We start from the raw sequence: 20,831 nt of genomic DNA on the forward strand, positions 1-20,831 counted from the left end.
AGGCGGCGGGTTCCGTTTACCCGATGCGGGCGGCGCGGTTCAAAGGAAAACGGGGTGTACGGGAGCATTTACCACGGGTGATCGGTTGCGGGTGTACGTGAAGGAGCCCCGTGACGCGATGATCCTGCCCCTGCTGCTCGCCACCGCTCAGGCCGTTCCATCGACCGTGCCGCTCGGTGCCGACCTGGAGCGCTTCGCCTACCCGCGCGAGCTCCGCTGGTTCACGAGCGCGACGGGATCCAGGATGGCGTACCTCGACTTCCCAGCGCAGGGTCGAGCCAACGGGCGGACGGTTGTGCTGCTCCACGGCAAGAATTTCTGCGCGGCGACCTGGGAAGAAACGGCGCGCGCACTCGCGGGCGCGGGCTACCGCGTGATCGCACCGGACCAGATCGGCTTCTGCAAGTCGGCGAAGCCTGCCGACTTCCAGTACAGCTTCGCCGCGCTCGCGATGCTGACGCGCGAGCTGCTGGCGCAGGCGGGGGCGGGGCCGGTGACGCTGGTCGGGCACTCGACCGGCGGCATGCTCGCGGTCCGGATGGCGCTGCTCTACCCGCGCGAGGTGTCGGACGTGGTGCTGGTCAACCCGCTCGGGCTGAACGACCCGATCGCCGAAGGTGTGCCCTATGCGCCGCTCGCGACCTTGCGGGCCGAGGAGGCGAAAACCAGCGCCGCGACGATCCGCGCCTACCAGCAGCGGACCTACTATGCGGGCCAGTGGCGGCCGGCGTACGAGCGCTGGGTGCAGATGTTGGCCGGCCAATACGCCTCACCGCGTGGGCGCACGATGCGCGAGGCGCAGGCGCGCCTCTCCGACATGATCCAGACCCAGCCGGTCGTGTACGAGTTCGGCCGCGTGACACAGCCGGTGACGCTGCTGATCGGGCAGACCGACACGACGGCGTTCCGCGGCAACACCGCGCCCGCGGGCGTGCGGGTGGGGACGGTGCCGCAGGCGGCGGAGCAAGCGGTGCGGGCGTTCCTTCGGGGGCGGCTTGTGCGGTTGCCAAGGCTCGGTCACGCGCCGCAGGTAGAGGATCCTGCGCGGTTCCAGCGGGCGTTGCTGGAGGCGCTGACGACTGTTCCTGCCTCATCCCCGCCGTGAGCCGCAGTGCTGCTTCTTCTCCGACAGTCGGAAGGCAGCGAGACCCCGGATCAAGTCCGGGGTAACGAGTGTAGAGGAACTCACGTTATGCCAGCGGAGGCAGGCATGACGGACAACGAAAAAAGGCCGGCGGATCGCTCCGCCGGCCCCTTGTTCTTTGCCTTCGGCGAGGATCAGGCGCCCGCGACCTCCGCGGTGTCGACCTTCACGCCCGGCCCCATCGACGAGGAGAGCGCGACCTTCTTCAAGTACTTGCCCTTCGCGCCCGACGGCTTGGCCTTGATGACCGCGTCGACCAGTGCGTTGAAGTTCTCGCGCAGGTCCTCCTGGGCGAAGCTCGCCTTGCCGAGGCCGGCGTGGATGATGCCTGCCTTCTCGACACGGTACTCGATCTGCCCGCCCTTGGCGGCCTTCACGGCCTCCGCGACGTTCATGGTGACGGTGCCGAGCTTCGGGTTCGGCATCAGGCCCTTGGGACCCAGCACCTTGCCGAGGCGACCGACCACGCCCATCATGTCCGGGGTCGCGATGCAGCGGTCGAAATCGATCGTGCCGCCCTGGACGGCCTCCATCAGGTCCTCCGCGCCGACCACGTCGGCACCCGCCTCGCGCGCCTCGTCGGCCTTGGCGCCCTTGGCGAACACGCCGACGCGCACGGTCTTGCCGGTGCCCTTCGGCAGCGTCACCACGCCACGGACCATCTGGTCGGCGTGACGCGGATCGACGCCCAGGTTCAGCGCGACCTCGATCGTCTCGTCGAACTTCGACGTGGCATTGGTCTTCACCAGCGCCAGCGCCTCGTCGACGCCGTACAGCTTCTCGCGGTCAACCGCGCCGGCCAGCGCCTTCTGCTTCTTCGTGAGCTTCGCCATGTCCTTAGCCCTCCACGACCTGGAGGCCCATCGCGCGTGCGGAGCCCTCGATGATCTTCGTTGCGGCGTCGATGTCGTTCGCGTTGAGGTCCTTCATCTTGGCCTCCGCGATCTGCGACAGCTGCGAACGCTTGATGGTGCCCGCGCTGGTCTTGCCCGGCTCCTTCGAACCCGACTTCAGGTTCAGCGCCTTCTTGATGAGGAAGGTCGCCGGCGGCGTCTTCGTCTCGAACGAGAAGGAGCGGTCGGCGTAGACGGTGATCACGGTGGGCAGGGGCGAGCCCTTCTCCATGTCCGCGGTCTGCGCGTTGAACGCTTTGCAGAACTCCATGATGTTGACGCCGCGCTGACCCAGTGCCGGGCCGATCGGGGGCGACGGGTTGGCGGCGCCGGCGGGCACCTGCAGCTTGATATAGCCGGTAATCTTCTTTGCCATGTCACTCTCTAGGTCGGGGTGGGCGCAAGCGGCTCACCCGGTTTCAAGTTTAGCGGTCCAGCCGGGCACGTTGCCGTGCCCTCCCGCAAGCATTCCATCGCTGTGACGAGTGGAAGCGGGGCGCTTAGTCGAACCCGCGCCGAAACGCAATGTACGAGTTGAGCGCGGGGCCGGGACGGGCGGTCGGACGTTTGGCGCTGTTCAACAATGAGGTGGAGTGTGGGCGTTGCGGTTTCTAGTCGTGGAGAGCGAAACGAAGGAGGACCGCGAGGCCAGGCGCGAGAGTGCGGGCAAGAGTGCGGGGGAGAGCTACGCGGCCACGCTGGAGCAGCTGTGCCCCGGTGCGCTGACGGAGCGGGTGACCCCGTCGGACGCTCACGCGACCCCGATGTCCGCCGGCGATATCGGCGGATTCGATGCCGTGTTCGTCTCGGGATCGCCGCTCCACGTCTACGATCGCTGTCCCGAAGTCGACCGGCAGCTCGACTTCATGCGCGCGGTGTTCGCCAGCGGAACGCCGTCGTTCGGCTCGTGCGCGGGGCTGCAGCTGGCGGTCGCGGCGGCGGGCGGCAGCGTGCGCAAGATGCCGCGGATGGAGGCGGCGATCGCGCGGCGGATCACCGCAACGGACGCGGGGCGGGATCACCCGCTGCTCGCTGGCCGGCCGGCGGCGTGGGACGCGCCCGCGATCCACGGTGATGAGGTCGAGTCACTGCCGAGCGGCAGCCGCTGCCTCGCCACCAACGGCGTAACCGCGATCCAGGCCGCCGAGATCCGCTTCGGCCGGGGCGTGTTCTGGGGCGTCCAGTACCATCCGGAACTCGCGCCGGGCGAGATCGCGGCCGCGCTCCGGCGGCAGGCCGCGGACCTGGTCGACGCTGGCCTGGGCGAAGGCGAGGCCGAGATCGAGGAACGAGCGGGGCTGCTCGACCGCCTGCACCGCAATCCCGACAGCCGCAGCGCCCGCTGGCTGCTCGGGGTCGATGACGAGTTCGCGGTTGAAGCACGGCGACGGCGCGAGCTGATCAACTTCCTTGGCGCGGTGCCCGATCTGCGGACCTACCGCGAGCGCCAGGTGAAGACCGAACTCGCCGCGTAGTTCCACACCGCGCCGACCAGGATGCCGGCCAGCCCGGCCGAGAACCAGCCATAGGCGTAATCGGCAAACAGATATTCGGCGATGCCGACGTTGGCGACCGCGCCGAAGGCGCAGACGAGCATGAAGGTGACCAGCCCGCGCAGCACCGGCCACGTGCCGCGCAGCCGCCGGTCGCGATAGGTCAGCTGATTGTTGACGAAGAAGTTGAAGACCATCGCCACTCCGGTCGCGACCGACTGCGCGACGAGGAAGCGGGTGCCGAGCGCGTTCAGCGACGCCAGCACACCCATGTGGACGAAGACGCCGACGCCGCCGATGAACATGAACGACACGAAGCGCGCGGGCACGATGTGGCCGATCAGCTTGTCGATCAGCAGCAGCAGGTACTCCCACACGATCAGCGTATCGAGCTTGCTCTCACCCGCCTCCCGGTTGCGGAAGCTGTAGGGCAGCTCGCGGATACGCAGGCGGGTGGGGGAAGACGCGAGCAGGTCCAGTAGGATCTTGTAACCCTGGCCCGACAGGTCGCGGACCGCGCCGTCGAGCGCAGGCCGGGTGATCGCGAAGAAGCCGCTCATCGGATCGGACAGGTCGGCGGCGGTGATCAGCCGCGCGAGGCGCGTCGCGAGCCCGCTCACCCGCTGGCGTCGCGCGTCCCACGTACCCACGCCGCCACCTGCCATGTAGCGCGAGCCGACCGCCACGTCCGCCTCGCCCGCGCGCAGCAGCGCGACCATGTCGGGCAGCAGTCGCTCGTCATGCTGGAGATCGGCGTCGATCACAGCGACGATCGGCGCGGTGGTGCTCAGCATCCCCTCGATCACCGCGGTTGACAGCCCGCGCCGTCCGATCCGGTGGAGCAGGCGGAAGCGTGGATCGGCGCGAGCGATTGCGGCGACCGCGTCGCGGGTGCCGTCGGTCGAGTCGTCGTCGACGAACACGACCTCATAGGCGAGCTCGCCGAGCGCCGATCGCAGCGCATCGGCGAGGCGCGCGACGTTCCCGACCTCGTTGAAGGTCGGGACGACGATCGCGACCTCCGCGGGCGCTCGAGGGGTGGCAGCGTCGGACATAGGCCTCAGCCGGCGTGCCCGGTGCTGCCGGAGGCATGCACCGGGCGCTTCCGCTCAGCGGGTGCCGGGAACCGGCGGATCGACGGCGACCGAACCGCTCTCATGGCTGTCGACGATCCCGCGGCCGAGATGGCTGACGTGGCGACCGTAGGCGAAATAGGCGATGAAGCCGAGCGTCGCCCAGACGACGAAGACCAGGATCGCCTGCCACGGGAGATTGAGGAACAGGAAGATGCACCCGGCGATGGTCGCCGGGCCCACCAGCCACAGGAGCGGGGTGCGGAACGACCGGGGCGTGTTCGGCTGCGTGCGGCGCAGGATCATCACGCAGATCGCAACCATCATAAAGGCGAACAGCGTGCCCGCATTCGCCCAATCCGCAAGCTGTCCAACCGGGAAGAAGGCAGCGCCGATTGCAACCGCGACACCTGTCATGGCGGTGACGACATAAGGCGTCTTCCATTTCGGATGTACGCGGGACAGCACTTCTGGAAGCAGGCCGTCGCGGCTCATGACGAAGAAGATGCGGGTCTGGCCGAACATGAGCACCAGGATGACCGACGGTAGCGCAATGAAGGCGGCGACGCCGAGCATGTTCCCGATCGCGCTGAACCCGATGGTGCGCAGGACGTGAGCCAGCGCCTCCTTGGAACAGACCAGCGCCTCCGCATATTGCGGCAGTGCGCACTGACGGGCGAGCTCTTCTGATCCAGTGGGGAAGGGTACGCCGTTCGGGCCCATGATCGGCTCGCCGCCAATCGTGCCGATCGCGCCGGCAGCGACCACGATGTAGAACACGGTGCAGAACAGCAGCGATCCGATCAGGCCGATCGGCACGTTCCGCTGCGGGTTCTTGGTTTCCTCCGCCGCCGTCGAAACCGCGTCGAAGCCGACATAGGCGAAGAAGATGGTGGCAGCGGCGCCGACCGCTCCGACGCCGGTTCCCAAGCCGCCGAAGATGCCTGCCGGCAGGAAGGGGTTGAAGTTGGCGGTCGAGAACTGCTCGCTTGGCAGCGTCAGCACGATGAAGGCGGTGAGCGCGGTCACCTTGATCGCGACGAGGATGGCGTTGAGCTTGGCGCTCTCCGACGTGCCGATGATCAGCAGCGTTGTGATGAGACCGGCGATGAAGACAGCCGGCAGGTTGATTAGCCCGCCCGGCGAGCCGCCGAGTGCCAGCGGACCTGCGGAAAGCCAGGTTGGCAGCGAGACTCCGAAGAATTCTCGAAGAAAGGTGCCTTGGAAGTAATCCGACCAGGTCACGCACACGGCCGACGCCGCCACGGCATACTCGAGCACAAGCGCCCACCCGACGGTCCATGCCAGGAACTCACCGAGTGCGGCATAGCTGTAGGTATAGGCTGACCCGGCCACAGGTATCATCGCGGCTACTTCGGCGTAGCAGAGCGCTGCCACGATGCAGATCGCGCCGGCGATCGCGAAGGCGAGCATCAGGCCGGGCCCGGCCTTCTGCGCGCCGGCGGCGGTCAGGGCGAAGATGCCGGTGCCGATGACGCAGCCGATGCCGAACAGGGTCAGCTGGAACCAGCCAAGCGTGCGGTGGAGCGACTTCTTCTCCGCCGTCGCAAGAATGGCCTCCAGCGGCTTCACGCGCCCGAAAATCATGCAGTTCCCCCCGGGGAGGGCGGCCTCGTGTCCGGGCCGCCGCTAATGGTTCAAGCGACCGAGCCTAGCCCCAAATCGCCCGAGGGCAATCCCTTAACTCGCCAGCATGGCCCCGAGCGGACGGCCGGCAAGGATGTGGACGTGCAGGTGTGGCACGATCTGCCCACTCTCCCGCCCGATGTTGGCGAGCAGGCGATAGCCGTCGGCGACCAGGCCGTGGTCGCGGGCGACGGTGCCGACCGCACGGACGAAGCCGGCGATCTCCGCGTCGCTCGCCCGCGCGCTGAAGTCGTCCCAGGAGACATAGGCTCCGCGCGGGATCACCAGGATGTGGTGCGGTGCCTGCGGCGCGATATCGTGGAAGGCGACGGCGTAATCGTCCTCATGGACGCGCTTCGACGGGATCTCGTCGCGCAGGATGCGCGCGAAGATGTTGTCGGGATCGTAGGGGAGGGTGGCGTCGATGCCCATGTTTCAAGCCTCATTCGAAGAATACCGTTCGTGCTGAGTAGGGGCTGAGCGAAGTCGAAGACCCGTATCGAAGCATCCTTCGATCCGCCATTTCGACTTCGCTCGATGGCTACTCAGTACGAACGGCAATCAAGAGGTACGTGCCGCCTTTTCCGCCAGCCCCGACACGCCTTCCCGCCGGGTCAGCTCCGCGCGCACGTCGTTCAGCGACAACCCGGCGTGGTGGAGCAGGACGGTGAGATGGAACAGCAGGTCCGCCGCCTCGCTCACCATCGCACCGCGATCGTCGGCCACGGCGGCGATCACCGTTTCCACCGCTTCCTCGCCGACCTTCTGCGCGATCTTGGCGCGCCCCTTGGCGGCGAGGCTTGCGACATAGGAGCTGCCGGGATCGGCGCGGAGCCGCTTGGCGATCGTCTGTTCCAGAGTTGCAAAGGCGTCCATGCCGCGCGCTTGAAGGCGCGGGCGGGCGCGAGTCAATCTTTGCGGCGAAACCGCGCGCGCATCGAGCGGCGCGCGAGCCAGACGCCCGCGCAGGCGGCCGCGAACAGCGCGACGTCGCTCGGCTCGAACCCATCATGGATGACGACGCCGGAGTGCGGCGCGGCCGCGAGCAGCGGGTTGGCGAGAACCAGCAGGGGCAGGATACGCAGCAGCACGTCCGGCCGTTACCGCTGCGCAGGTTAAGACGACCTCAAGAGCGGACCGGAATGCCGGCCGCGGCGAGTGCGGCGTGCGCATCCGCGATCGACGCCTCGCCGAAGTGGAAGATGGACGCGGCCAGCACGGCGGATGCATGCCCGTCACGGATGCCCGCCACCAGGTGGTCGAGCGTTCCCACGCCGCCCGAGGCGACCACCGGCACTTCGACCCGATCGGCGATCGTCCGGATCAGGTCGAGGTCGTAGCCGTCGCGGGTGCCGTCCCGGTCCATGGAGGTGACCAGCAGCTCCCCCGCGCCGAGTGCCACGAGGTTCAGCGCGTGTTCGACCGCGTCGATGCCGGTCGCGCGGCGGCCGCCGTGGGTGAACACTTCCCAGCGCTCCCCCACCCGTCGCGCATCAACGGACGCGACGACGCACTGGCTGCCCATCCGGTCGGCGATCTCGGCCACTACGTCGGGGCGGGCGACGGCGGCGGAGTTGATCGCGACCTTGTCCGCGCCCGCCAGCAGCAGCGCGCGGGCGTCCTCCACCGTGCGCACGCCGCCACCGACGGTGAGCGGCATGAAGCAGACCTCTGCCGTGCGCCGCACCACGTCGACGATCGTGTCGCGGCCTTCGTGGCTCGCCCCGATGTCGAGGAAGCAGAGCTCATCGGCACCGGCCGCGTCATAGGCCCGCGCCTGTTCGACCGGGTCGCCGGCATCCCGCAGATCGACGAAGTTGACGCCCTTGACGACCCGGCCGCCGGCGACGTCCAGGCACGGGATGACGCGCGCCCGGACGGTCACCCGCGCGCCACCCGGATCGCTTCGGCGAGGTCGAGGCGACCATCGTAGAGCGCACGGCCGGTGATGACGCCTTCGATCCCCGGCTTGCCTGCGAGCGCGAGAATGTCTTCGATCCCGGCGACGCCGCCGCTGGCGATCACGGGGATCGACACGGCGGCGGCGAGGGCGGTCGTCGCTTCGACGTTGCAGCCCTTCAGCAGGCCGTCGCGGCCGACGTCGGTGAAGAGGACGGCGGCGACGCCCGCGTCCTCGAAGCGGCGGGCGAGATCGGTGGCGGTGAGGTCGGACACGTCCGCCCAGCCCTCAGTCGCGACCATGTTGTCGCGTGCGTCGACCGCGACGACGATCCGCTCCGGGAAGTCGCGGGCGGCATCCCGAACCAGGTCGGGGTCTTTGACGGCCGCGGTGCCGATCACGACGCGCGCGACTCCTGCGTCGAACCAGCGCTCGATCGCGTGGCGGTCACGGATGCCGCCGCCGACCTGCACGCGGCCGGGAAAGCGCTCCACGATTCGGCGCACGGCGTCGCCGTTGACCGATGCACCGGCAAACGCACCGTCGAGGTCGACCACGTGTAGGTGGTCGGCGCCAGCGGCGGCGAAGGCCTCGGCCTGCGCCGCGGGGTCGTCGCCGTAGACGGTGGCGCGCGCCATGTCGCCTTCGGCGAGGCGCACGACCTGGCCGCCCTTGAGGTCGATGGCGGGAAAGACGATCACGGGCGCCACTCCAGAAAGCGGGATAGCAGCGCCAGGCCGTACGCCTGGCTCTTCTCCGGATGGAACTGCACGCCGAGCAGGTTGTCCCGGCCGATCGCCGCGGTGACGGTGCCGCCGTGGTCGGTGGTCGCGAGGACGGCCGCGCCGGTGAAAGCGAAGCTGTGGAGGAAGTAGGCCTCGCCGGGCTGGAGCAGCGGGTGATCGGCGGTGGGCGTCACGTCGTTCCAGCCCATGTGCGGCACGCGCACGCCCGGCTGCGCCGGCATGGCGGCGACCTCGCCCGAGATCCAGCCGAGCCCGGCGTGCTCGCCGTGCTCCAGCCCGCGCGTCGCCATCAGCTGCATGCCGACGCACACGCCCAGGAAAGGCACGCCGCCGCGCACCGCGCGCTCCTCCAGCGCCTCCACCATGCCGGGCACCGCGCGCAGACCCGCCGCGCAGGCGCCGAACGCCCCGACGCCGGGCAGGACGATACGATCGGCGGCGCGGACCGCGTCCGGATCGGCGGTCATCGCAACATCCTCCGCGCCCGCCGCGCGCAGCGCGTTGTGGACGGAGTGGAGGTTGCCGGCACCGTAGTCGATCAGCACGAGGCTGGTCGCCACTAGAGCGTTCCCTTGGTGGAGGGGATCGCGTCCGCCTTGCGCGGATCGATCTCGATCGCGGTGCGCAAGGCGCGCGCCAGTCCCTTGAACGCGGCCTCCGCGATGTGGTGATTGTTGTCGCCGTAGAGCGTGCGGATGTGGAGTGTCAGGCCGGCGGTCTGCGCAAGAGAGTGGAAGAAGTGGGCGAACAGCTCCGTGTCCATCTCTCCCAGCCGCTTCTGGGTGAAGGGCAGGTCGCCGACGAACCAAGGACGGCCCGAGAGATCGAGCGCGACCTGGGTCAGCGTCTCGTCCATCGGGGACAGCGCATCGCCGTAGCGGCGGATGCCGCGCTTGTCGCCGAGTGCCTGCGCCACCGCCTGGCCGATCGCGAGTCCGGTGTCCTCGACCGTGTGGTGCTGATCGATGTGGAGATCGCCCACCGTCTTCACCGTAAGGTCGACCAGCGAGTGGCGCGACAGCTGCTCCAGCATGTGATTGAAGAAGCCGACGCCGGTCTCGACCGAGTAGCTGCCGGTGCCGTCCAGATTGATCGCGACGTCGATCGTCGTCTCGCTGGTGGCGCGGTGGATGGTGGCGGTGCGCATGATCGGCCCCGCGCCTATGCAATCTTGACCGGGTCCGCAATCGGCGTCAGCTATGCGCGATGACCGGAGCCGTTGCCGATAGCCTGATTCCGTACGACGAGATCGTGCAGGAGGCGCTGCGCGCCGTGGTCGGCCGGGTGCTGGGTTCGATCGCCACGTCGGGCGGGCTGCCGGGCGAGCATCACTTTTACATCACCTTCAAGACCCAAGCGGTTGGGGTCGACATCCCCAAGCGGCTGATCGAGCGATTTCCCGACGAAATGACGATCGTCATCCAGCACCGCTTCTGGGACCTGAGCGTCGACGACAAAGGTTTCCAGGTCGGCCTGTCGTTCAACCAGGTGCCGTCGATGCTGAAGATCCCGTTCGCGGCCATCACCGGCTTTCACGATCCCGCGGTCAACTTCGAGCTGCGCTTCCAGGCGAACGACGAAGCCGAGGTCGAGCCGCACGAGCCCGCCGACAACGACGAGCCGCTGGCCAAGCCGGTCGAGGACGGCTCGAACGTCGTCGCGGTGGATTTTAAGCGCAAGAAGTGACGCGCAGCGCGGCAGCCGGTTAGCCGGCGTACCCGCGTGAGCACCGCCGGCGGGCACAGCTCGTCCGACGTGGGCTTTGCCCGCGGCGCGCTCTTGGGGCATGGCGGCGGCACGTCACACCAGCCAGGAGCCGACACGCCGATGACCACGCGTACCGAAACCGACTCGATCGGCGCCATCGAGGTGCCCGCCGATGCTTACTGGGCGGCGCAGACGCAGCGATCGATCGAGAACTTCCCCTTCGGTGCGACCGAGCGGATGCCGATCGGGATCGTCCATGCACAGGCGATCGTGAAGCAGGCGGCGGCGCGGGTAAACCGGACGCACGGGCTGGACGGCGGCGTCGCCGACGCGATCGAGGCGGCGGCGCAGGAGATCGTCGGCGGAAAGCTCGATGACCAGTTTCCGCTCGTCATCTGGCAGACCGGCAGCGGCACCCAGACCAACATGAACGTGAACGAGGTGATCGCCGGCCGCGCCAACGAGGTGCTGACGGGCAAGCGTGGCGGCAAGTCGCCGGTCCACCCGAACGATCACGTCAACATGAGCCAGTCGTCGAACGACAGCTTTCCGACCGCGCTTCACGTCGCGGCGGTGCTGGCGACGGAAGCGGCGCTGCTGCCCGCGCTGGAGCAGCTGACGAATGCCCTGCTCGCCAAGGCGGAGAGGTGGGAGAATATCGTAAAGATCGGCCGTACCCACACGCAGGACGCGACTCCGCTGACGCTGGGGCAGGAGTTCGGCGGCTATGCAGCCCAACTGATCAGCTGTCGCGCGCGGATCGAGGGCGCGATGAACGGCAACCTGCGCAAGCTGGCGATCGGCGGAACGGCCGTTGGCACCGGGCTCAATGCGCCCGCGGGCTGGGCGGAGGACATGGCCGCGGCGATCAGTGACATCGCCGAGTCCCGCTTCGAGCCCGCGCCGAACAAGTTCGAGCAGTTGGCGGCAAAGGATGGGCTGGTGTTCTTCTCCGGCGCGCTCAACACGCTCGCGGTCGCGCTGAACAAGATCGCCAACGATATCCGCTTCCTCGGCTCCGGCCCGCGTTCGGGCCTTGGCGAGCTGTCGCTGCCGGCCAACGAGCCCGGCAGCTCGATCATGCCGGGCAAGGTCAACCCGACCCAATGCGAATCGCTGACGATGGTCGCGGGTCAGGTGATTGGCAACCATGCCGCGGTGACGGTCGGGGGTATGCAGGGGCACTTTGAGCTGAACGTCTTCATGCCGCTGATCGGCGCGAACGTGCTGCGCTCGATCCATCTGCTGAGCGTCGGGATGGTCAGCTTCGCCGAGCGCTGCGTCAATGGGATCGAGGCGAACGAGCGCCAGATCGCCGAGCTGGTCGGACGCTCGCTGATGCTGGTGACCGCGCTCGCGCCCGAGATCGGCTACGACAACGCCGCCAAGATCGCCAAGAACGCGCACGAGAAGGGTCTGACGCTGAAGGAATCGGGTCTGGCAATGGGGCTGGTCGACGAGGCGACCTTTGACCGGCTGGTTCGGCCCGAGACGATGGTCTGATCGGTACGCCCGCGTCACGGAACCAACCCGCTCTCGCTTCGTCTCTTCGCACGAACGGCAAGGGAGGCGAACCATGTTGAGCACGGCACTTGGCGCGCTGATCGGCAGTGCGATCGACGGCGCCGACGGCGACGACTCCACCGCCGACGGTGCGATCATCGGCGGCGCGGTGGCGCTGGTCGCGCGCGCACTGGTCCCTGTCGTTGTCACCTACGCGGTCGGCTGGGCGGTCCTGAAGGGCCTCGACGCAGCCAAGGACGCGGCATTCGGAGAAGGCAAATGATCGGCAGGATTATCGGTGCGCTCGTCGGGCGCGAGATCGACCGGCGCGACGGCCAGGGCGGCGCCAAGGGTGCGCTGCTGGGCTATGCCGCGGCCGGCGCGATGCGGCGGATGGGGCCACTCGGGCTGGTGCTCGGCGGGGCCTATGTCGCCAAGAAGGCGTATGATCGGCGCAAGGGTCGGATCTGACGAGACACGCGTAACCCCAGCGCACGCTGGGGTTACGTGTCGCAAGCAGGTGCGCTTTATCGATATAGGCGCCAGCTTACGCTGGCATGACGATTGTAGCAGGATTGGGCCACCCGCGCGCTCTCGGTTGACCCTCCGTCATCGCTGCGCCACTAGCGGCGGCTATGCCTTCCCATACAGATCCCGACCCGCACGGCTTTCGTCGGCGCGGCGTGCTGTTCGTCCTCTCGTCGCCATCCGGGGCGGGCAAGTCGACGATCGCGCGCATGCTGCTGGAGGCGGAACCGGCGCTCGGCATGTCGGTGTCGGCGACTACCCGCCCGATGCGCGAGGGCGAGGTCGACGGGCGCGATTATCACTTCGTCGATCTGGAGCATTTTCGCGCCATGGTGGCAGAAGACGCGTTCCTCGAGTGGGCACACGTCTTCGATCACCGTTACGGCACGCCCAAGGCGCCGGTGTACGACATGCTCGGCTCCGGTCAGGACGTGCTGTTCGACATCGACTGGCAGGGGGCTCAGCAGCTTTTTCAGATCGCGGGCGGCGACGTCGTCCGCGTTTTCATCCTGCCGCCCTCGATGGAGGAGCTGCACCGCCGCCTGTCGCGCCGCGCGACGGACGCCGAGGAGGTGATCGCCGGGCGGATGAACCGCGCCGCGAGCGAGGTCAGCCACTGGGACGGCTATGATTATGTGCTGGTCAACGACGACGTCCAGCACTGTTTCGAGCAGGTCCGCACGATCCTGGCGGCCGAACGGCTGAAACGGTCGCGCCAGACCGGGATGATCGGCCTGATCCGCCGCCTTATGAAGACCGGCTGAGACTTCTCGCCCAAGCATCCGACCGCGAAATCTGATCTGCCGCAACTTTCGCAGTTGATCATGCATTTGCTCCTGATCAGCAACAGGAGAGGAACATGACATGCGCGCGATCTTGAGTGTCGTTGCCGCGGCGACAATGGTAGCGGGGTGCAGCCAGTATTCGGACGGCTACGGCGCCGGGCCGCGGGACCTCGGTTACGGGCGCTATGATTATGACCGACCCGATCCACAGTACGGCCGGTATGAGGCCGATCGCTACTATGTTGACAATCGACGCTATCGCGAGCGGCGTCTGAGCGACAATGACCGCGTCTACGTTGGTCGCGACGGGCGCTATTATTGCCGGCGCAACGACGGCACCACCGGGCTGATCGTCGGCGGGATCGCGGGCGGCGTGCTCGGCGGGATCATCGCGCCGGGCGATTCATCGGTGCTAGGTGCGCTGCTTGGCGGGGCGGCCGGCGCGGCGGCGGGTCGCTCGATCGACCGCAACAACGTGCGCTGCCGCTAGAGACTGTCCTACACGAACCGATCTGGTTAGGTGCCTGCCCGTTCCATCAAGGAGGGGCAGATGAACATCGATGATCTGATCGACGAGGTGATTGGCCGGGAGGGTGGCTATAGCGACCACCCGGCCGACCGCGGCGGGCCGACCCGCTGGGGCGTGACCGAGCGGGTCGCGCGTGCCCACGGCTACGGCGGTGACATGCGGGCCTTTCCGCGCACGTCTGCGACGGCAATCTTCCGTCGCCTGTACTGGCTGCGTCCGGCCTTCGACCGGGTCGCGGCGCGGGCACCGCGGATCGCCGCCGAATTGTTTGACACCGGCGTGAACATGGGACCGGCGGTCGCCACCGGCTTTCTCCAGCGTGCGCTCAACGCGCTCAATCGCGGCGGCCGCGACTATGCCGACGTGGCGAGCGACGGCGCGGTCGGACCGCGCACGCTGGCGGCGCTGGACGGCTTTCTGCGGGCTCGCGGAGAGAGCGGCGAGACGGTGTTGCTCAAGGCGCTGGAGGCGCTGCAGGGCGAGCGCTACCTCCGCCTGGCGGAGAGCCGTCCCGCCAACGAAGCATTCCTGTACGGCTGGCTCGCGAACCGTATCGGTTCACTCGGCGAGGGGGCAGTCGCATGAGCATTCTCGATGGCATCATCGGCCCGGTCGCCGGGCTGCTCGACAAGATCATTCCCGATCCGCGGGCGCGCGACGCCGCCAAGCTCGAGCTGCTGAAGCTGGAGGGCGGGCAAGAGATGGAGCGCATCCGCGCGCAGATGAGCGCGGTGCTGGCGGAGGCGCAATCGACCGACCCGTGGACCAGCCGCGCGCGCCCTTCCTTTCTCTACGTCATGTATGCGCTGCTGCTCTGGTCGATCCCGATGGGACTGATCGCGGCGGCGCGGCCGGAACTGGCCGAGGCGATTGCGCGCGGCATGAACGCCTATCTGAACGGCCTGCCGGAGTCGCTCTATGCGCTCTTCGGCACCGGCTACCTGGGCTACACGGTCGCGCGCGAATGGGGGAAGGGACGCACGCCCAAGTGACCCCAGGGCGTGCCGTTGCGGAGCGCGCACGCCCTTCCCACATGCCGGCCATGAGCGAACATCCGGTGTGGCACGGCACCACGATCCTGTCCGTGCGAAAGAATGGCAAGGTCGTCGTGATCGGCGACGGACAGGTCAGTCAGGGCAACACGGTCATGAAGCCGAACGCGCGCAAGGTGCGGCGGCTGGGTGACGGGTCGGTGATCGGCGGGTTCGCGGGCGCGACCGCCGACGCCTTCACCCTCTTCGAGCGGCTGGAGGCGAAGCTGGAGCGGCACGGTGGCCAGCTGCTGCGCGCCGCGGTTGAGCTCGCGAAGGATTGGCGTACCGACAAGTTCCTCCGCAACCTGGAGGCGATGATGATCGTCGCCGACAAGGACGTGACCCTGGTCATCACCGGGAACGGCGACGTGCTGGAGCCGGAGCTGGGGGTCACTGCGATCGGATCGGGCGGCAACTACGCGCTCGCGGCCGCGCGCGCGATCGTCGACTATGAGGAGGACGCCGAGGTGATCGCCCACAAGGCCATGCAGATCGCGGCCGACGTGTGCGTCTTCACCAACGACCGGCTGACCGTCGAGACGATCGAGAACGCGGCCTGAGCGCCGCTCCCTCTACCTGACAGGCATCATGAACGACCAACCCACCCCCAAGGCGATCGTCCGCGCGCTGGACGAGCACATCATCGGCCAGGCCGACGCGAAGCGCGCGGTGGCGGTGGCGCTCCGCAACCGCTGGCGGCGCCAGCAGCTCAGCCCCGACCTGCGCGACGAGGTCAGCCCGAAGAACATCCTGATGATCGGGCCGACCGGGTGCGGCAAGACCGAGATCAGCCGCCGCTTGGCGAAGCTCGCCGACGCGCCGTTCGTGAAGGTCGAGGCGACCAAGTTCACCGAGGTCGGCTACGTCGGCCGCGACGTCGAGCAGATCGCCCGCGACTTGGTCGAGGAGGCCATCCGGCTGGAGAAGGAGCGCCGGCGCGCGGCGGTGAAGGACAAGGCCGAGGCCGCGGCAATGACGCGGCTGCTCGACGCGCTGACCGGCAAGGACGCTAGCGCCGCGACGCGCGAGGCGTTCCGCCAGCGGCTGAACGAGGGACACCTCGACAACACGGAGATCGAGATCGAGCTGGAGGCGGCGCCCGCCGCCCCGTTCGAGGTGCCCGGCGCGGGGCCGCAGATGATCAACCTGGGCGAGATCATGAAAGGGTTTGGCGGGCCGCAGCTCAAGCGGCGCAAGCTGAACGTCCACGCCGCCTGGACCAAGCTGGTCGAGGAGGAGGCGGACAAGCGGCTTGATCAGGACGAGGTTAGCCGCACAGCGCTCGCCGACGCGGAGGCGAACGGGATCGTGTTCCTGGACGAGATCGACAAGATCGCGGTCAGCGACGTCCGGGGCGGCTCTGTCAGCCGCGAGGGCGTACAGCGCGACCTGCTGCCGCTCATCGAGGGCACCACCGTCTCGACCAAGTACGGGCCGATGAAGACCGACCACATCCTGTTCATCGCCTCCGGCGCGTTCCACGTCGCCAAGCCGTCCGATCTGCTACCCGAGCTGCAGGGTCGTCTGCCGATCCGGGTCGAGCTGAAGGGGCTGTCGGAAGAGGATTTCGTCTCGATCCTCAGCGATACCAAGGCGTCGCTGCCCGAGCAGTACAAGGCGCTGATCGGGACGGAGGGTGTGACCATCGACTTCACCTCGGACGGGATCCGCGCGGTCGCGCGGATCGCGGCGGAAGTGAACGGCGAGGTTGAGAACATCGGCGCGCGGCGCCTCCAGACGGTCATGGAGAAGCTGCTGGAGGAAGTAAGCTTTGACGCCGAGGACCGCGCCGGCAGCGCGCTGACGATTGATGCCGCCTATGTCGACAAGCAGCTCGCCAGCATCGCGCGCAATACGGACCTCAGCCGCTACGTGCTCTGACGCCGGGCACGGTTGCGCGCGCCGGACGTTGGACGCGCGTGACCACGACACTGTACCCTGGCTACGCGCCGATGGAGGCGAAGCTGGTCGACGAGCTGCCCGATGAAGGCGGCTGGCAGTTCGAACCCAAATGGGACGGCTTCCGCTGCCTCGCGTTCCGGCGCAGCGGCGCGGTCACGCTGATGTCCAAGTCGAGCAAGCCGCTGGGGCGCTTCTTTCCGGAGGTTGCCGCGCTCGTCGCGGGGCTGCCGGGTGGCGACCTGGTGCTCGACGGCGAGCTGATCCTCCCGCGAGGATATGTGCTGTCGTTTGAGGCCCTGCAGGCGCGGCTCCACCCTGCGCAGAGCCGGATCGACAAGCTGTCCCGCGAAACGCCCGCGCAGTTCATGGCGTTCGATCTGCTTCAGGCAGGCCGCGTGCTGGCGAACGAGCCGCTATCGCAGCGGCGGGCGCGGCTCGAAGCGTTCCTGTCGAAGGCGAACCAGCCGGCGTTGCTGCTTTCGCCCTGCTCGACCAATCGCAAGGTAGCGCTGACCTGGCTAGCCCGGAGCGGTGGAGCACTCGACGGCGTGGTCGCGAAGCGGCTCGCCGACGTCTACCAGCCGGGTGAGCGCGCGATGCTCAAGGTGAAGCAGCACCGCACCGCAGACTGCGTTGTCGGCGGTTTCCGGTACGAGCGCGGTGGGCGCGAGGTCGCGTCGCTGCTGCTGGGGCTCTACGACGACGCCGGGCGGCTCGATCATGTCGGTTTCACGAGCGCGATCGCGACTGTCGATCGCCCGGCGCTGACGAAGCAGCTCGAGGCGTTGGCGGGCGAGGGCTTCTCCGGCAAGGCACCGGGCGGGCCGAGCCGATGGAGCACCGAACGCTCGGCCGACTGGCAGCCGCTCCGGCCGGAGCTGGTGGTGGAAGTGCGCTACGACCAGGTCACCGCCGGCCGCTTTCGCCACGGCACGCGGCTGCTGCGCTGGCGGCCGGACAAGGCACCGGCGGCGTGCACGCGCGACCAGCTGGTGCAGGAGCTGAGGCCGAGCGAGTTGGCGGAGGTGATTGTCTGATCGTCACCCCGGCTCAGGGTCGGGATGACGAAATGCTGTGAACCTACCGCGTATACGCCTTTGGCAGCGCTCCTTCCGGCGCGGTGATGTAGCGGTCGCGCAGGCGGCGCTGGCGCGAGTCCATCGGCTGCGACACGCCGTCGATCCACACCGCCTCGGGCGCGGAGCTGAGCTCGAGCGGGTCGCCGCTCCACACCACGATGTCGGCACGGCGGCCGGGGCGCAGCGAGCCGACCTCGCCGCCGACGCCCATCACCTCGGCCGGTTGCGAGGTGATCGTCGCGAACGCCTCTCCCCAGGTGAGCCCGGTCGCGCCGGGCACCTTGGCGATCGCGACCAGGTTGCCGGCGAACTGCTTGAGGTTGTGCTCGCCGCCGTTGCCGTCGAACAGCACGCCGACTGTCACCCCGGCAGCCTTCATCCGGCCGACGTTCGATTCTGTGGCGGCCAGCTTCTCGAACGAGGCGGGCAGGTCGGCGAGCGCGGAAGCCATGACCGGCACGCCCGCCGCTGCGATCTCGCGTGCGACCATCCAGCCCTCGCCCGCGCCGACCAGGATCAGGCGAAGCCGCGAGTAGCGGGTGCGCAGCGCCAGCACCTGGCGGATGTCGCTCGCGCGCTCGACATGGACGGCGAGCGGCACGGCGCCGTCGAGCACCCGCACCAGCGCCTCCGCGTCCGCCCGCTTCAGCAGCGCGTCGCTGCTGCGCCCGTCGAAGGCGGCAGGGTTGCGGCGGAAGTCGGCGACCTGGGCGAGCGCGTCGTGGAGCGCGACATAGGCGGCCGGACGGCTGCCGCCGGCGCTGCGCGCGCCGCTCTCCCCCAGCTCGACGTATTGGAACAGCCGCGCGCGGGTCACCGGATCGGGGTCGTTGCCGAGGTCGATCAGCGCGCCCTGGCCGGCCCAGATCGATCCGCCCGCGTTCGGCGCGATGATCGCGCGGGTAACGCCACCCGCCCGTTCGTTGGCGATCATGACGTTCGCGGGATTGACCGCGGTGGTAATATCGATGGCGGCGTTGAAGGGTGAGTTGCGCGACGACTCGTCGTTGCTCTCGTCGACGCCGCTCGCGTCGGCGAGGCCGAGGCCGCCGATCCCGGCGACGATACCGGGCGATACCCACTTGCCGGTCGCGTCCACCGTCTGCGCGCCGGCAGGCACGGCGACCCCGCGGCCGGCCGCGACGATGCGGCCGTCACGGATGACGACGGTGCCGCCCTCGATCGGGGCAGAACCGTCGCCGATCGCAACGGTGCCGCCGGTGATCGCGATGGTCTGCGCACTCGCCTGCCAGCCGACGAAGGCGCCGGTCATCGCGCAGCCGATGCCGAGCATCGTCAGCCACGGGGAGCGGCGCGGGCGAAAGGTGGAGCGGCTCACTTGACGTCTCCCATGCCGGGCTGGCCCAATTCGAAGTCGCTGACCGGCCGGCGCCGCGGATCATTGGCGTCGTACAGCAGCGCGCCGTCGACCCACACCTTCTCCGGTCGGGTGTAGACGCTCAAGGGGTTGCCGTTCCACAGCACCGCGTCCGCCATCTTGCCCGCCTTGAGCGACCCGGTCTGCGCGTCGATGCCGAGCGCCTTGGCCGGCCCGATCGACAGCCAGCGCCACGCCGCTTCGTCGCTGATGTTTATGCCGGCGCGGCGCCCGGCGGCGAGCGCCTTGGCCACTTCCTGGTTGAGCCGCTGGATGCCGTTCTCGTCATCCGAGTGGATCATTCCGCACGCGCCGCCATTTTCCAGCAGCGCCAGGTTCTCGTGGATGCCGTCGAAGCTCTCCATCTTGAACCCGTACCAGTCCGCCCAGACCGCGGCGCAGGTGCCGTTCGCCTTCAGCAGGTCAGCGATCTTGTAGGCCTCCACCGCATGGTGGAAGGCGGTGACCTTGTACCCGAACTCCTTGGCCATATCGAGGACGATGGCCATCTCATCGGCGCGGTAGCAGTGGTTCTGGACCAGGATCTCGCCGGCCAGCACGCCGCGCAGGGTATCCATCGCGATGTCGCGCGCGGGCGGCTCGCCGCCGTCCTTCTCGTACTTGTCCCAGCGGCGGCGGTAATCCTGCGCGCGCGCCCAGGTCGCGCGGTCCACCGCGACGTTGCCCATCCGGGTGGAGGGCTGCCGCCCCTTGGCGCCGTAAACGCGCTTCGGGTTCTCGCCGCACGCCATCTTGAGGCCGTAGGGCGCGCCGGGGAACTTCATCTGCTGCATGGTGCGGGCGTAGACATTCTTCAGCACGACCGAGCGCCCGCCGAACAGGTTGGCGGAGCCGGGCAGGATCTGCAGCGTGGTGACGCCGCCGTTCGCCAGCGCGCGGCTGAAGCCCGGATCCTGCGGCCAGACGCTGTGTTCCGCCCAGACGTCCGCGGTGACCGGGCCCGTCGCCTCGTTGCCGTCCGAGTGCGCCTGCACCGATGGGGTTGGATAGTCGCCCAAGTGGCTGTGAATATCGATCACGCCGGGGGTCAGCCACTTCCCCGCGCCGTCGATCACGGTCGCGTTTGCCGGCGCATCGACGCTCTGCCCGACCGACACGATCCGGCCATCGGCGAACAGCGCAGCGCCATTCTCTATCCGGCCGCCCTCGCCGTCGTAGATGGTGACGCCCCGGACTACGGTCGGCACGCTCGGATAGGCACGGTAGGTGGAGGGGAAGGGGTCGCGGGCGTAGGGAGTGCCCGGCTTCTTGGCGCTGTTCGAGGATGCCGTCTGCGGCGCCTCCTTCTGCGCGCAGGCGGCGAGCGCACTCGCGGCAAGCAGCGTCGCGACCAGGCGCGTGGTCTTCGCGATCATCGATGTCCCCTTTTTCTTTCCGCGCAGCGTAGGGGCAAGCCGCCTGCCGTTTCAAGGCGATATCAGGGCAGTTGGCGACATCACGCCCGATCGGCTAACCGCCGTGGCCTGGAT

At 68.5% G+C, this 20,831-nt stretch carries 26 protein-coding genes; 13 read left to right on the forward strand and 13 right to left on the reverse strand.

Annotated features, from left to right (window positions below):
- Positions 1-118: 118 nt before the first annotated feature.
- Complete coding sequence (locus CRO12_RS08390; RefSeq protein ID WP_097064246.1) at positions 119-1,105, forward strand: alpha/beta fold hydrolase; 987 nt, start codon at positions 119-121, stop codon at positions 1,103-1,105.
- A gap of 173 nt (positions 1,106-1,278) precedes the next feature.
- On the opposite strand, the gene rplA is transcribed toward CRO12_RS08390, so the two are convergent.
- Both rplA and rplK read right to left on the reverse strand, forming a co-directional pair.
- Positions 1,279-1,977, reverse strand: coding sequence for a 50S ribosomal protein L1 (gene rplA, locus CRO12_RS08395; RefSeq protein WP_097063613.1), 699 nt, complete (start codon positions 1,975-1,977; stop codon positions 1,279-1,281).
- Between the two features lie 4 nt (positions 1,978-1,981).
- A complete protein-coding gene (gene rplK / locus CRO12_RS08400; protein WP_097063614.1) occupies positions 1,982-2,413 on the reverse strand; it encodes a 50S ribosomal protein L11 in 432 nt (143 codons plus the stop codon).
- 217 nt (positions 2,414-2,630) lie between these two features.
- On the opposite strand from rplK, the gene CRO12_RS08405 reads away from it, so the two are divergent.
- The gene (locus tag CRO12_RS08405; protein WP_179640932.1) at positions 2,631-3,512 is read left to right on the forward strand and encodes a type 1 glutamine amidotransferase; all 882 of its coding nucleotides are present in this window, start codon (positions 2,631-2,633) and stop codon (positions 3,510-3,512) included.
- Here CRO12_RS08405 and CRO12_RS08410 read toward each other — a convergent pair.
- The 9 genes from CRO12_RS08410 to hisB all read right to left on the reverse strand — a co-directional run bounded on the left by CRO12_RS08410 (position 3,473) and on the right by hisB (position 10,043).
- The gene (locus CRO12_RS08410; protein ID WP_097063616.1) at positions 3,473-4,585 is read right to left on the reverse strand and encodes a glycosyltransferase; all 1,113 of its coding nucleotides are present in this window, start codon (positions 4,583-4,585) and stop codon (positions 3,473-3,475) included. The genes CRO12_RS08405 and CRO12_RS08410 overlap by 40 nt on opposite strands.
- 54 nt (positions 4,586-4,639) lie before the next feature.
- Positions 4,640-6,211 (reverse strand): amino acid permease, encoded by a 1,572-nt coding sequence (locus CRO12_RS08415; RefSeq protein WP_097063617.1) that lies wholly within the window; start codon positions 6,209-6,211, stop codon positions 4,640-4,642.
- Positions 6,212-6,304: 93 nt separating this feature from the next.
- A complete protein-coding gene (locus CRO12_RS08420) occupies positions 6,305-6,682 on the reverse strand; it encodes a histidine triad nucleotide-binding protein (RefSeq protein WP_097063618.1) in 378 nt (125 codons plus the stop codon).
- A 129-nt stretch (positions 6,683-6,811) separates the two neighbouring features.
- Positions 6,812-7,126, reverse strand: a complete 315-nt coding sequence (locus CRO12_RS08425; protein WP_097063619.1) for a phosphoribosyl-ATP diphosphatase — start codon at positions 7,124-7,126, stop codon at positions 6,812-6,814.
- Between the two features lie 32 nt (positions 7,127-7,158).
- A complete protein-coding gene (locus CRO12_RS08430) occupies positions 7,159-7,341 on the reverse strand; it encodes a hypothetical protein (protein WP_097063620.1) in 183 nt (60 codons plus the stop codon).
- Between the two features lie 35 nt (positions 7,342-7,376).
- The gene (gene hisF / locus CRO12_RS08435) at positions 7,377-8,135 is read right to left on the reverse strand and encodes an imidazole glycerol phosphate synthase subunit HisF (protein WP_097063621.1); all 759 of its coding nucleotides are present in this window, start codon (positions 8,133-8,135) and stop codon (positions 7,377-7,379) included.
- Positions 8,132-8,851 carry a 1-(5-phosphoribosyl)-5-[(5-phosphoribosylamino)methylideneamino]imidazole-4-carboxamide isomerase gene (gene hisA, locus CRO12_RS08440; RefSeq protein WP_425443004.1) on the reverse strand — a complete coding sequence of 240 codons (720 nt, stop codon included), beginning with the start codon at positions 8,849-8,851 and terminating at the stop codon, positions 8,132-8,134. The genes hisF and hisA overlap by 4 nt, the downstream gene beginning before the upstream one ends.
- Complete coding sequence (gene hisH / locus CRO12_RS08445; protein WP_097063623.1) at positions 8,848-9,456, reverse strand: imidazole glycerol phosphate synthase subunit HisH; 609 nt, start codon at positions 9,454-9,456, stop codon at positions 8,848-8,850. The genes hisA and hisH overlap by 4 nt, the downstream gene beginning before the upstream one ends.
- A complete protein-coding gene (hisB, locus tag CRO12_RS08450; protein WP_097063624.1) occupies positions 9,456-10,043 on the reverse strand; it encodes an imidazoleglycerol-phosphate dehydratase HisB in 588 nt (195 codons plus the stop codon). Before hisB ends, hisH begins: the two co-directional genes overlap by 1 nt.
- A 59-nt stretch (positions 10,044-10,102) precedes the next feature.
- Here hisB and CRO12_RS08455 point away from each other — a divergent pair, with 59 nt between their 5' ends.
- From CRO12_RS08455 to CRO12_RS08505, 11 genes are all read left to right on the forward strand, one after another.
- Complete coding sequence (locus tag CRO12_RS08455; RefSeq protein ID WP_097063625.1) at positions 10,103-10,582, forward strand: SspB family protein; 480 nt, start codon at positions 10,103-10,105, stop codon at positions 10,580-10,582.
- A gap of 141 nt (positions 10,583-10,723) precedes the next feature.
- Positions 10,724-12,106, forward strand: coding sequence for a class II fumarate hydratase (fumC, locus tag CRO12_RS08460; RefSeq protein WP_097063626.1), 1,383 nt, complete (start codon positions 10,724-10,726; stop codon positions 12,104-12,106).
- A 73-nt stretch (positions 12,107-12,179) separates the two neighbouring features.
- Entirely contained in the window at positions 12,180-12,389 is a 210-nt protein-coding gene (locus CRO12_RS08465; protein ID WP_097063627.1) for a hypothetical protein, read from the forward strand.
- Positions 12,386-12,577, forward strand: coding sequence for a hypothetical protein (locus CRO12_RS08470; protein ID WP_097063628.1), 192 nt, complete (start codon positions 12,386-12,388; stop codon positions 12,575-12,577). The genes CRO12_RS08465 and CRO12_RS08470 overlap by 4 nt, the downstream gene beginning before the upstream one ends.
- Positions 12,578-12,741: 164 nt before the next feature.
- Positions 12,742-13,398, forward strand: coding sequence for a guanylate kinase (gmk, locus tag CRO12_RS08475; protein ID WP_097063629.1), 657 nt, complete (start codon positions 12,742-12,744; stop codon positions 13,396-13,398).
- 100 nt (positions 13,399-13,498) lie between these two features.
- Positions 13,499-13,909, forward strand: coding sequence for a glycine zipper 2TM domain-containing protein (locus CRO12_RS08480; RefSeq protein ID WP_097063630.1), 411 nt, complete (start codon positions 13,499-13,501; stop codon positions 13,907-13,909).
- 60 nt (positions 13,910-13,969) lie between these two features.
- Positions 13,970-14,533, forward strand: a complete 564-nt coding sequence (locus tag CRO12_RS08485) for a glycoside hydrolase family 108 protein (protein WP_097063631.1) — start codon at positions 13,970-13,972, stop codon at positions 14,531-14,533.
- Entirely contained in the window at positions 14,530-14,940 is a 411-nt protein-coding gene (locus CRO12_RS08490; protein WP_097063632.1) for a holin family protein, read from the forward strand. Before CRO12_RS08485 ends, CRO12_RS08490 begins: the two co-directional genes overlap by 4 nt.
- Positions 14,941-14,990: 50 nt before the next feature.
- Entirely contained in the window at positions 14,991-15,542 is a 552-nt protein-coding gene (gene hslV, locus CRO12_RS08495) for an ATP-dependent protease subunit HslV (protein WP_097064247.1), read from the forward strand.
- A 28-nt stretch (positions 15,543-15,570) separates the two neighbouring features.
- Positions 15,571-16,863 carry an ATP-dependent protease ATPase subunit HslU gene (gene hslU, locus CRO12_RS08500; RefSeq protein WP_097063633.1) on the forward strand — a complete coding sequence of 431 codons (1,293 nt, stop codon included), beginning with the start codon at positions 15,571-15,573 and terminating at the stop codon, positions 16,861-16,863.
- 38 nt (positions 16,864-16,901) lie between these two features.
- Entirely contained in the window at positions 16,902-17,921 is a 1,020-nt protein-coding gene (locus tag CRO12_RS08505; protein ID WP_245858341.1) for an ATP-dependent DNA ligase, read from the forward strand.
- A 43-nt stretch (positions 17,922-17,964) separates the two neighbouring features.
- Here the strand turns inward: CRO12_RS08505 and CRO12_RS08510 are convergent, their stop codons facing one another.
- Positions 17,965-19,257, reverse strand: a complete 1,293-nt coding sequence (locus CRO12_RS08510) for an amidohydrolase family protein (protein WP_425443019.1) — start codon at positions 19,255-19,257, stop codon at positions 17,965-17,967.
- A gap of 41 nt (positions 19,258-19,298) precedes the next feature.
- Positions 19,299-20,717, reverse strand: a complete 1,419-nt coding sequence (locus tag CRO12_RS08515; RefSeq protein ID WP_097063634.1) for an amidohydrolase — start codon at positions 20,715-20,717, stop codon at positions 19,299-19,301.
- Positions 20,718-20,831: the final 114 nt, after the last annotated feature.

This window comes from Sphingomonas guangdongensis, from assembly GCF_900199185.1.
Taxonomy (GTDB): domain Bacteria; phylum Pseudomonadota; class Alphaproteobacteria; order Sphingomonadales; family Sphingomonadaceae; genus Sphingomonas; species Sphingomonas guangdongensis.

Bases quoted from the DNA above. Each gene is read 5' to 3' on its own strand.
- CRO12_RS08390 (WP_097064246.1), top strand. From the start codon at position 119: ATGATCCTGCCCCTGCTGCTCGCCACCGCTCAGGCCGTTCCATCGACC.
- rplA (WP_097063613.1), bottom strand. From the start codon at position 1,977: ATGGCGAAGCTCACGAAGAAGCAGAAGGCGCTGGCCGGCGCGGTTGAC.
- rplK (WP_097063614.1), bottom strand. From the start codon at position 2,413: ATGGCAAAGAAGATTACCGGCTATATCAAGCTGCAGGTGCCCGCCGGC.
- CRO12_RS08410 (WP_097063616.1), bottom strand. From the start codon at position 4,585: ATGTCCGACGCTGCCACCCCTCGAGCGCCCGCGGAGGTCGCGATCGTC.
- CRO12_RS08415 (WP_097063617.1), bottom strand. From the start codon at position 6,211: ATGATTTTCGGGCGCGTGAAGCCGCTGGAGGCCATTCTTGCGACGGCG.
- CRO12_RS08420 (WP_097063618.1), bottom strand. From the start codon at position 6,682: ATGGGCATCGACGCCACCCTCCCCTACGATCCCGACAACATCTTCGCG.
- CRO12_RS08425 (WP_097063619.1), bottom strand. From the start codon at position 7,126: ATGGACGCCTTTGCAACTCTGGAACAGACGATCGCCAAGCGGCTCCGC.
- hisB (WP_097063624.1), bottom strand. From the start codon at position 10,043: ATGCGCACCGCCACCATCCACCGCGCCACCAGCGAGACGACGATCGAC.
- CRO12_RS08455 (WP_097063625.1), top strand. From the start codon at position 10,103: ATGACCGGAGCCGTTGCCGATAGCCTGATTCCGTACGACGAGATCGTG.
- fumC (WP_097063626.1), top strand. From the start codon at position 10,724: ATGACCACGCGTACCGAAACCGACTCGATCGGCGCCATCGAGGTGCCC.
- CRO12_RS08465 (WP_097063627.1), top strand. From the start codon at position 12,180: ATGTTGAGCACGGCACTTGGCGCGCTGATCGGCAGTGCGATCGACGGC.
- CRO12_RS08470 (WP_097063628.1), top strand. From the start codon at position 12,386: ATGATCGGCAGGATTATCGGTGCGCTCGTCGGGCGCGAGATCGACCGG.
- gmk (WP_097063629.1), top strand. From the start codon at position 12,742: ATGCCTTCCCATACAGATCCCGACCCGCACGGCTTTCGTCGGCGCGGC.
- CRO12_RS08480 (WP_097063630.1), top strand. From the start codon at position 13,499: ATGCGCGCGATCTTGAGTGTCGTTGCCGCGGCGACAATGGTAGCGGGG.
- CRO12_RS08485 (WP_097063631.1), top strand. From the start codon at position 13,970: ATGAACATCGATGATCTGATCGACGAGGTGATTGGCCGGGAGGGTGGC.
- CRO12_RS08490 (WP_097063632.1), top strand. From the start codon at position 14,530: ATGAGCATTCTCGATGGCATCATCGGCCCGGTCGCCGGGCTGCTCGAC.
- hslV (WP_097064247.1), top strand. From the start codon at position 14,991: ATGAGCGAACATCCGGTGTGGCACGGCACCACGATCCTGTCCGTGCGA.
- hslU (WP_097063633.1), top strand. From the start codon at position 15,571: ATGAACGACCAACCCACCCCCAAGGCGATCGTCCGCGCGCTGGACGAG.
- CRO12_RS08510 (WP_425443019.1), bottom strand. From the start codon at position 19,257: ATGCTCGGCATCGGCTGCGCGATGACCGGCGCCTTCGTCGGCTGGCAG.
- CRO12_RS08515 (WP_097063634.1), bottom strand. From the start codon at position 20,717: ATGATCGCGAAGACCACGCGCCTGGTCGCGACGCTGCTTGCCGCGAGT.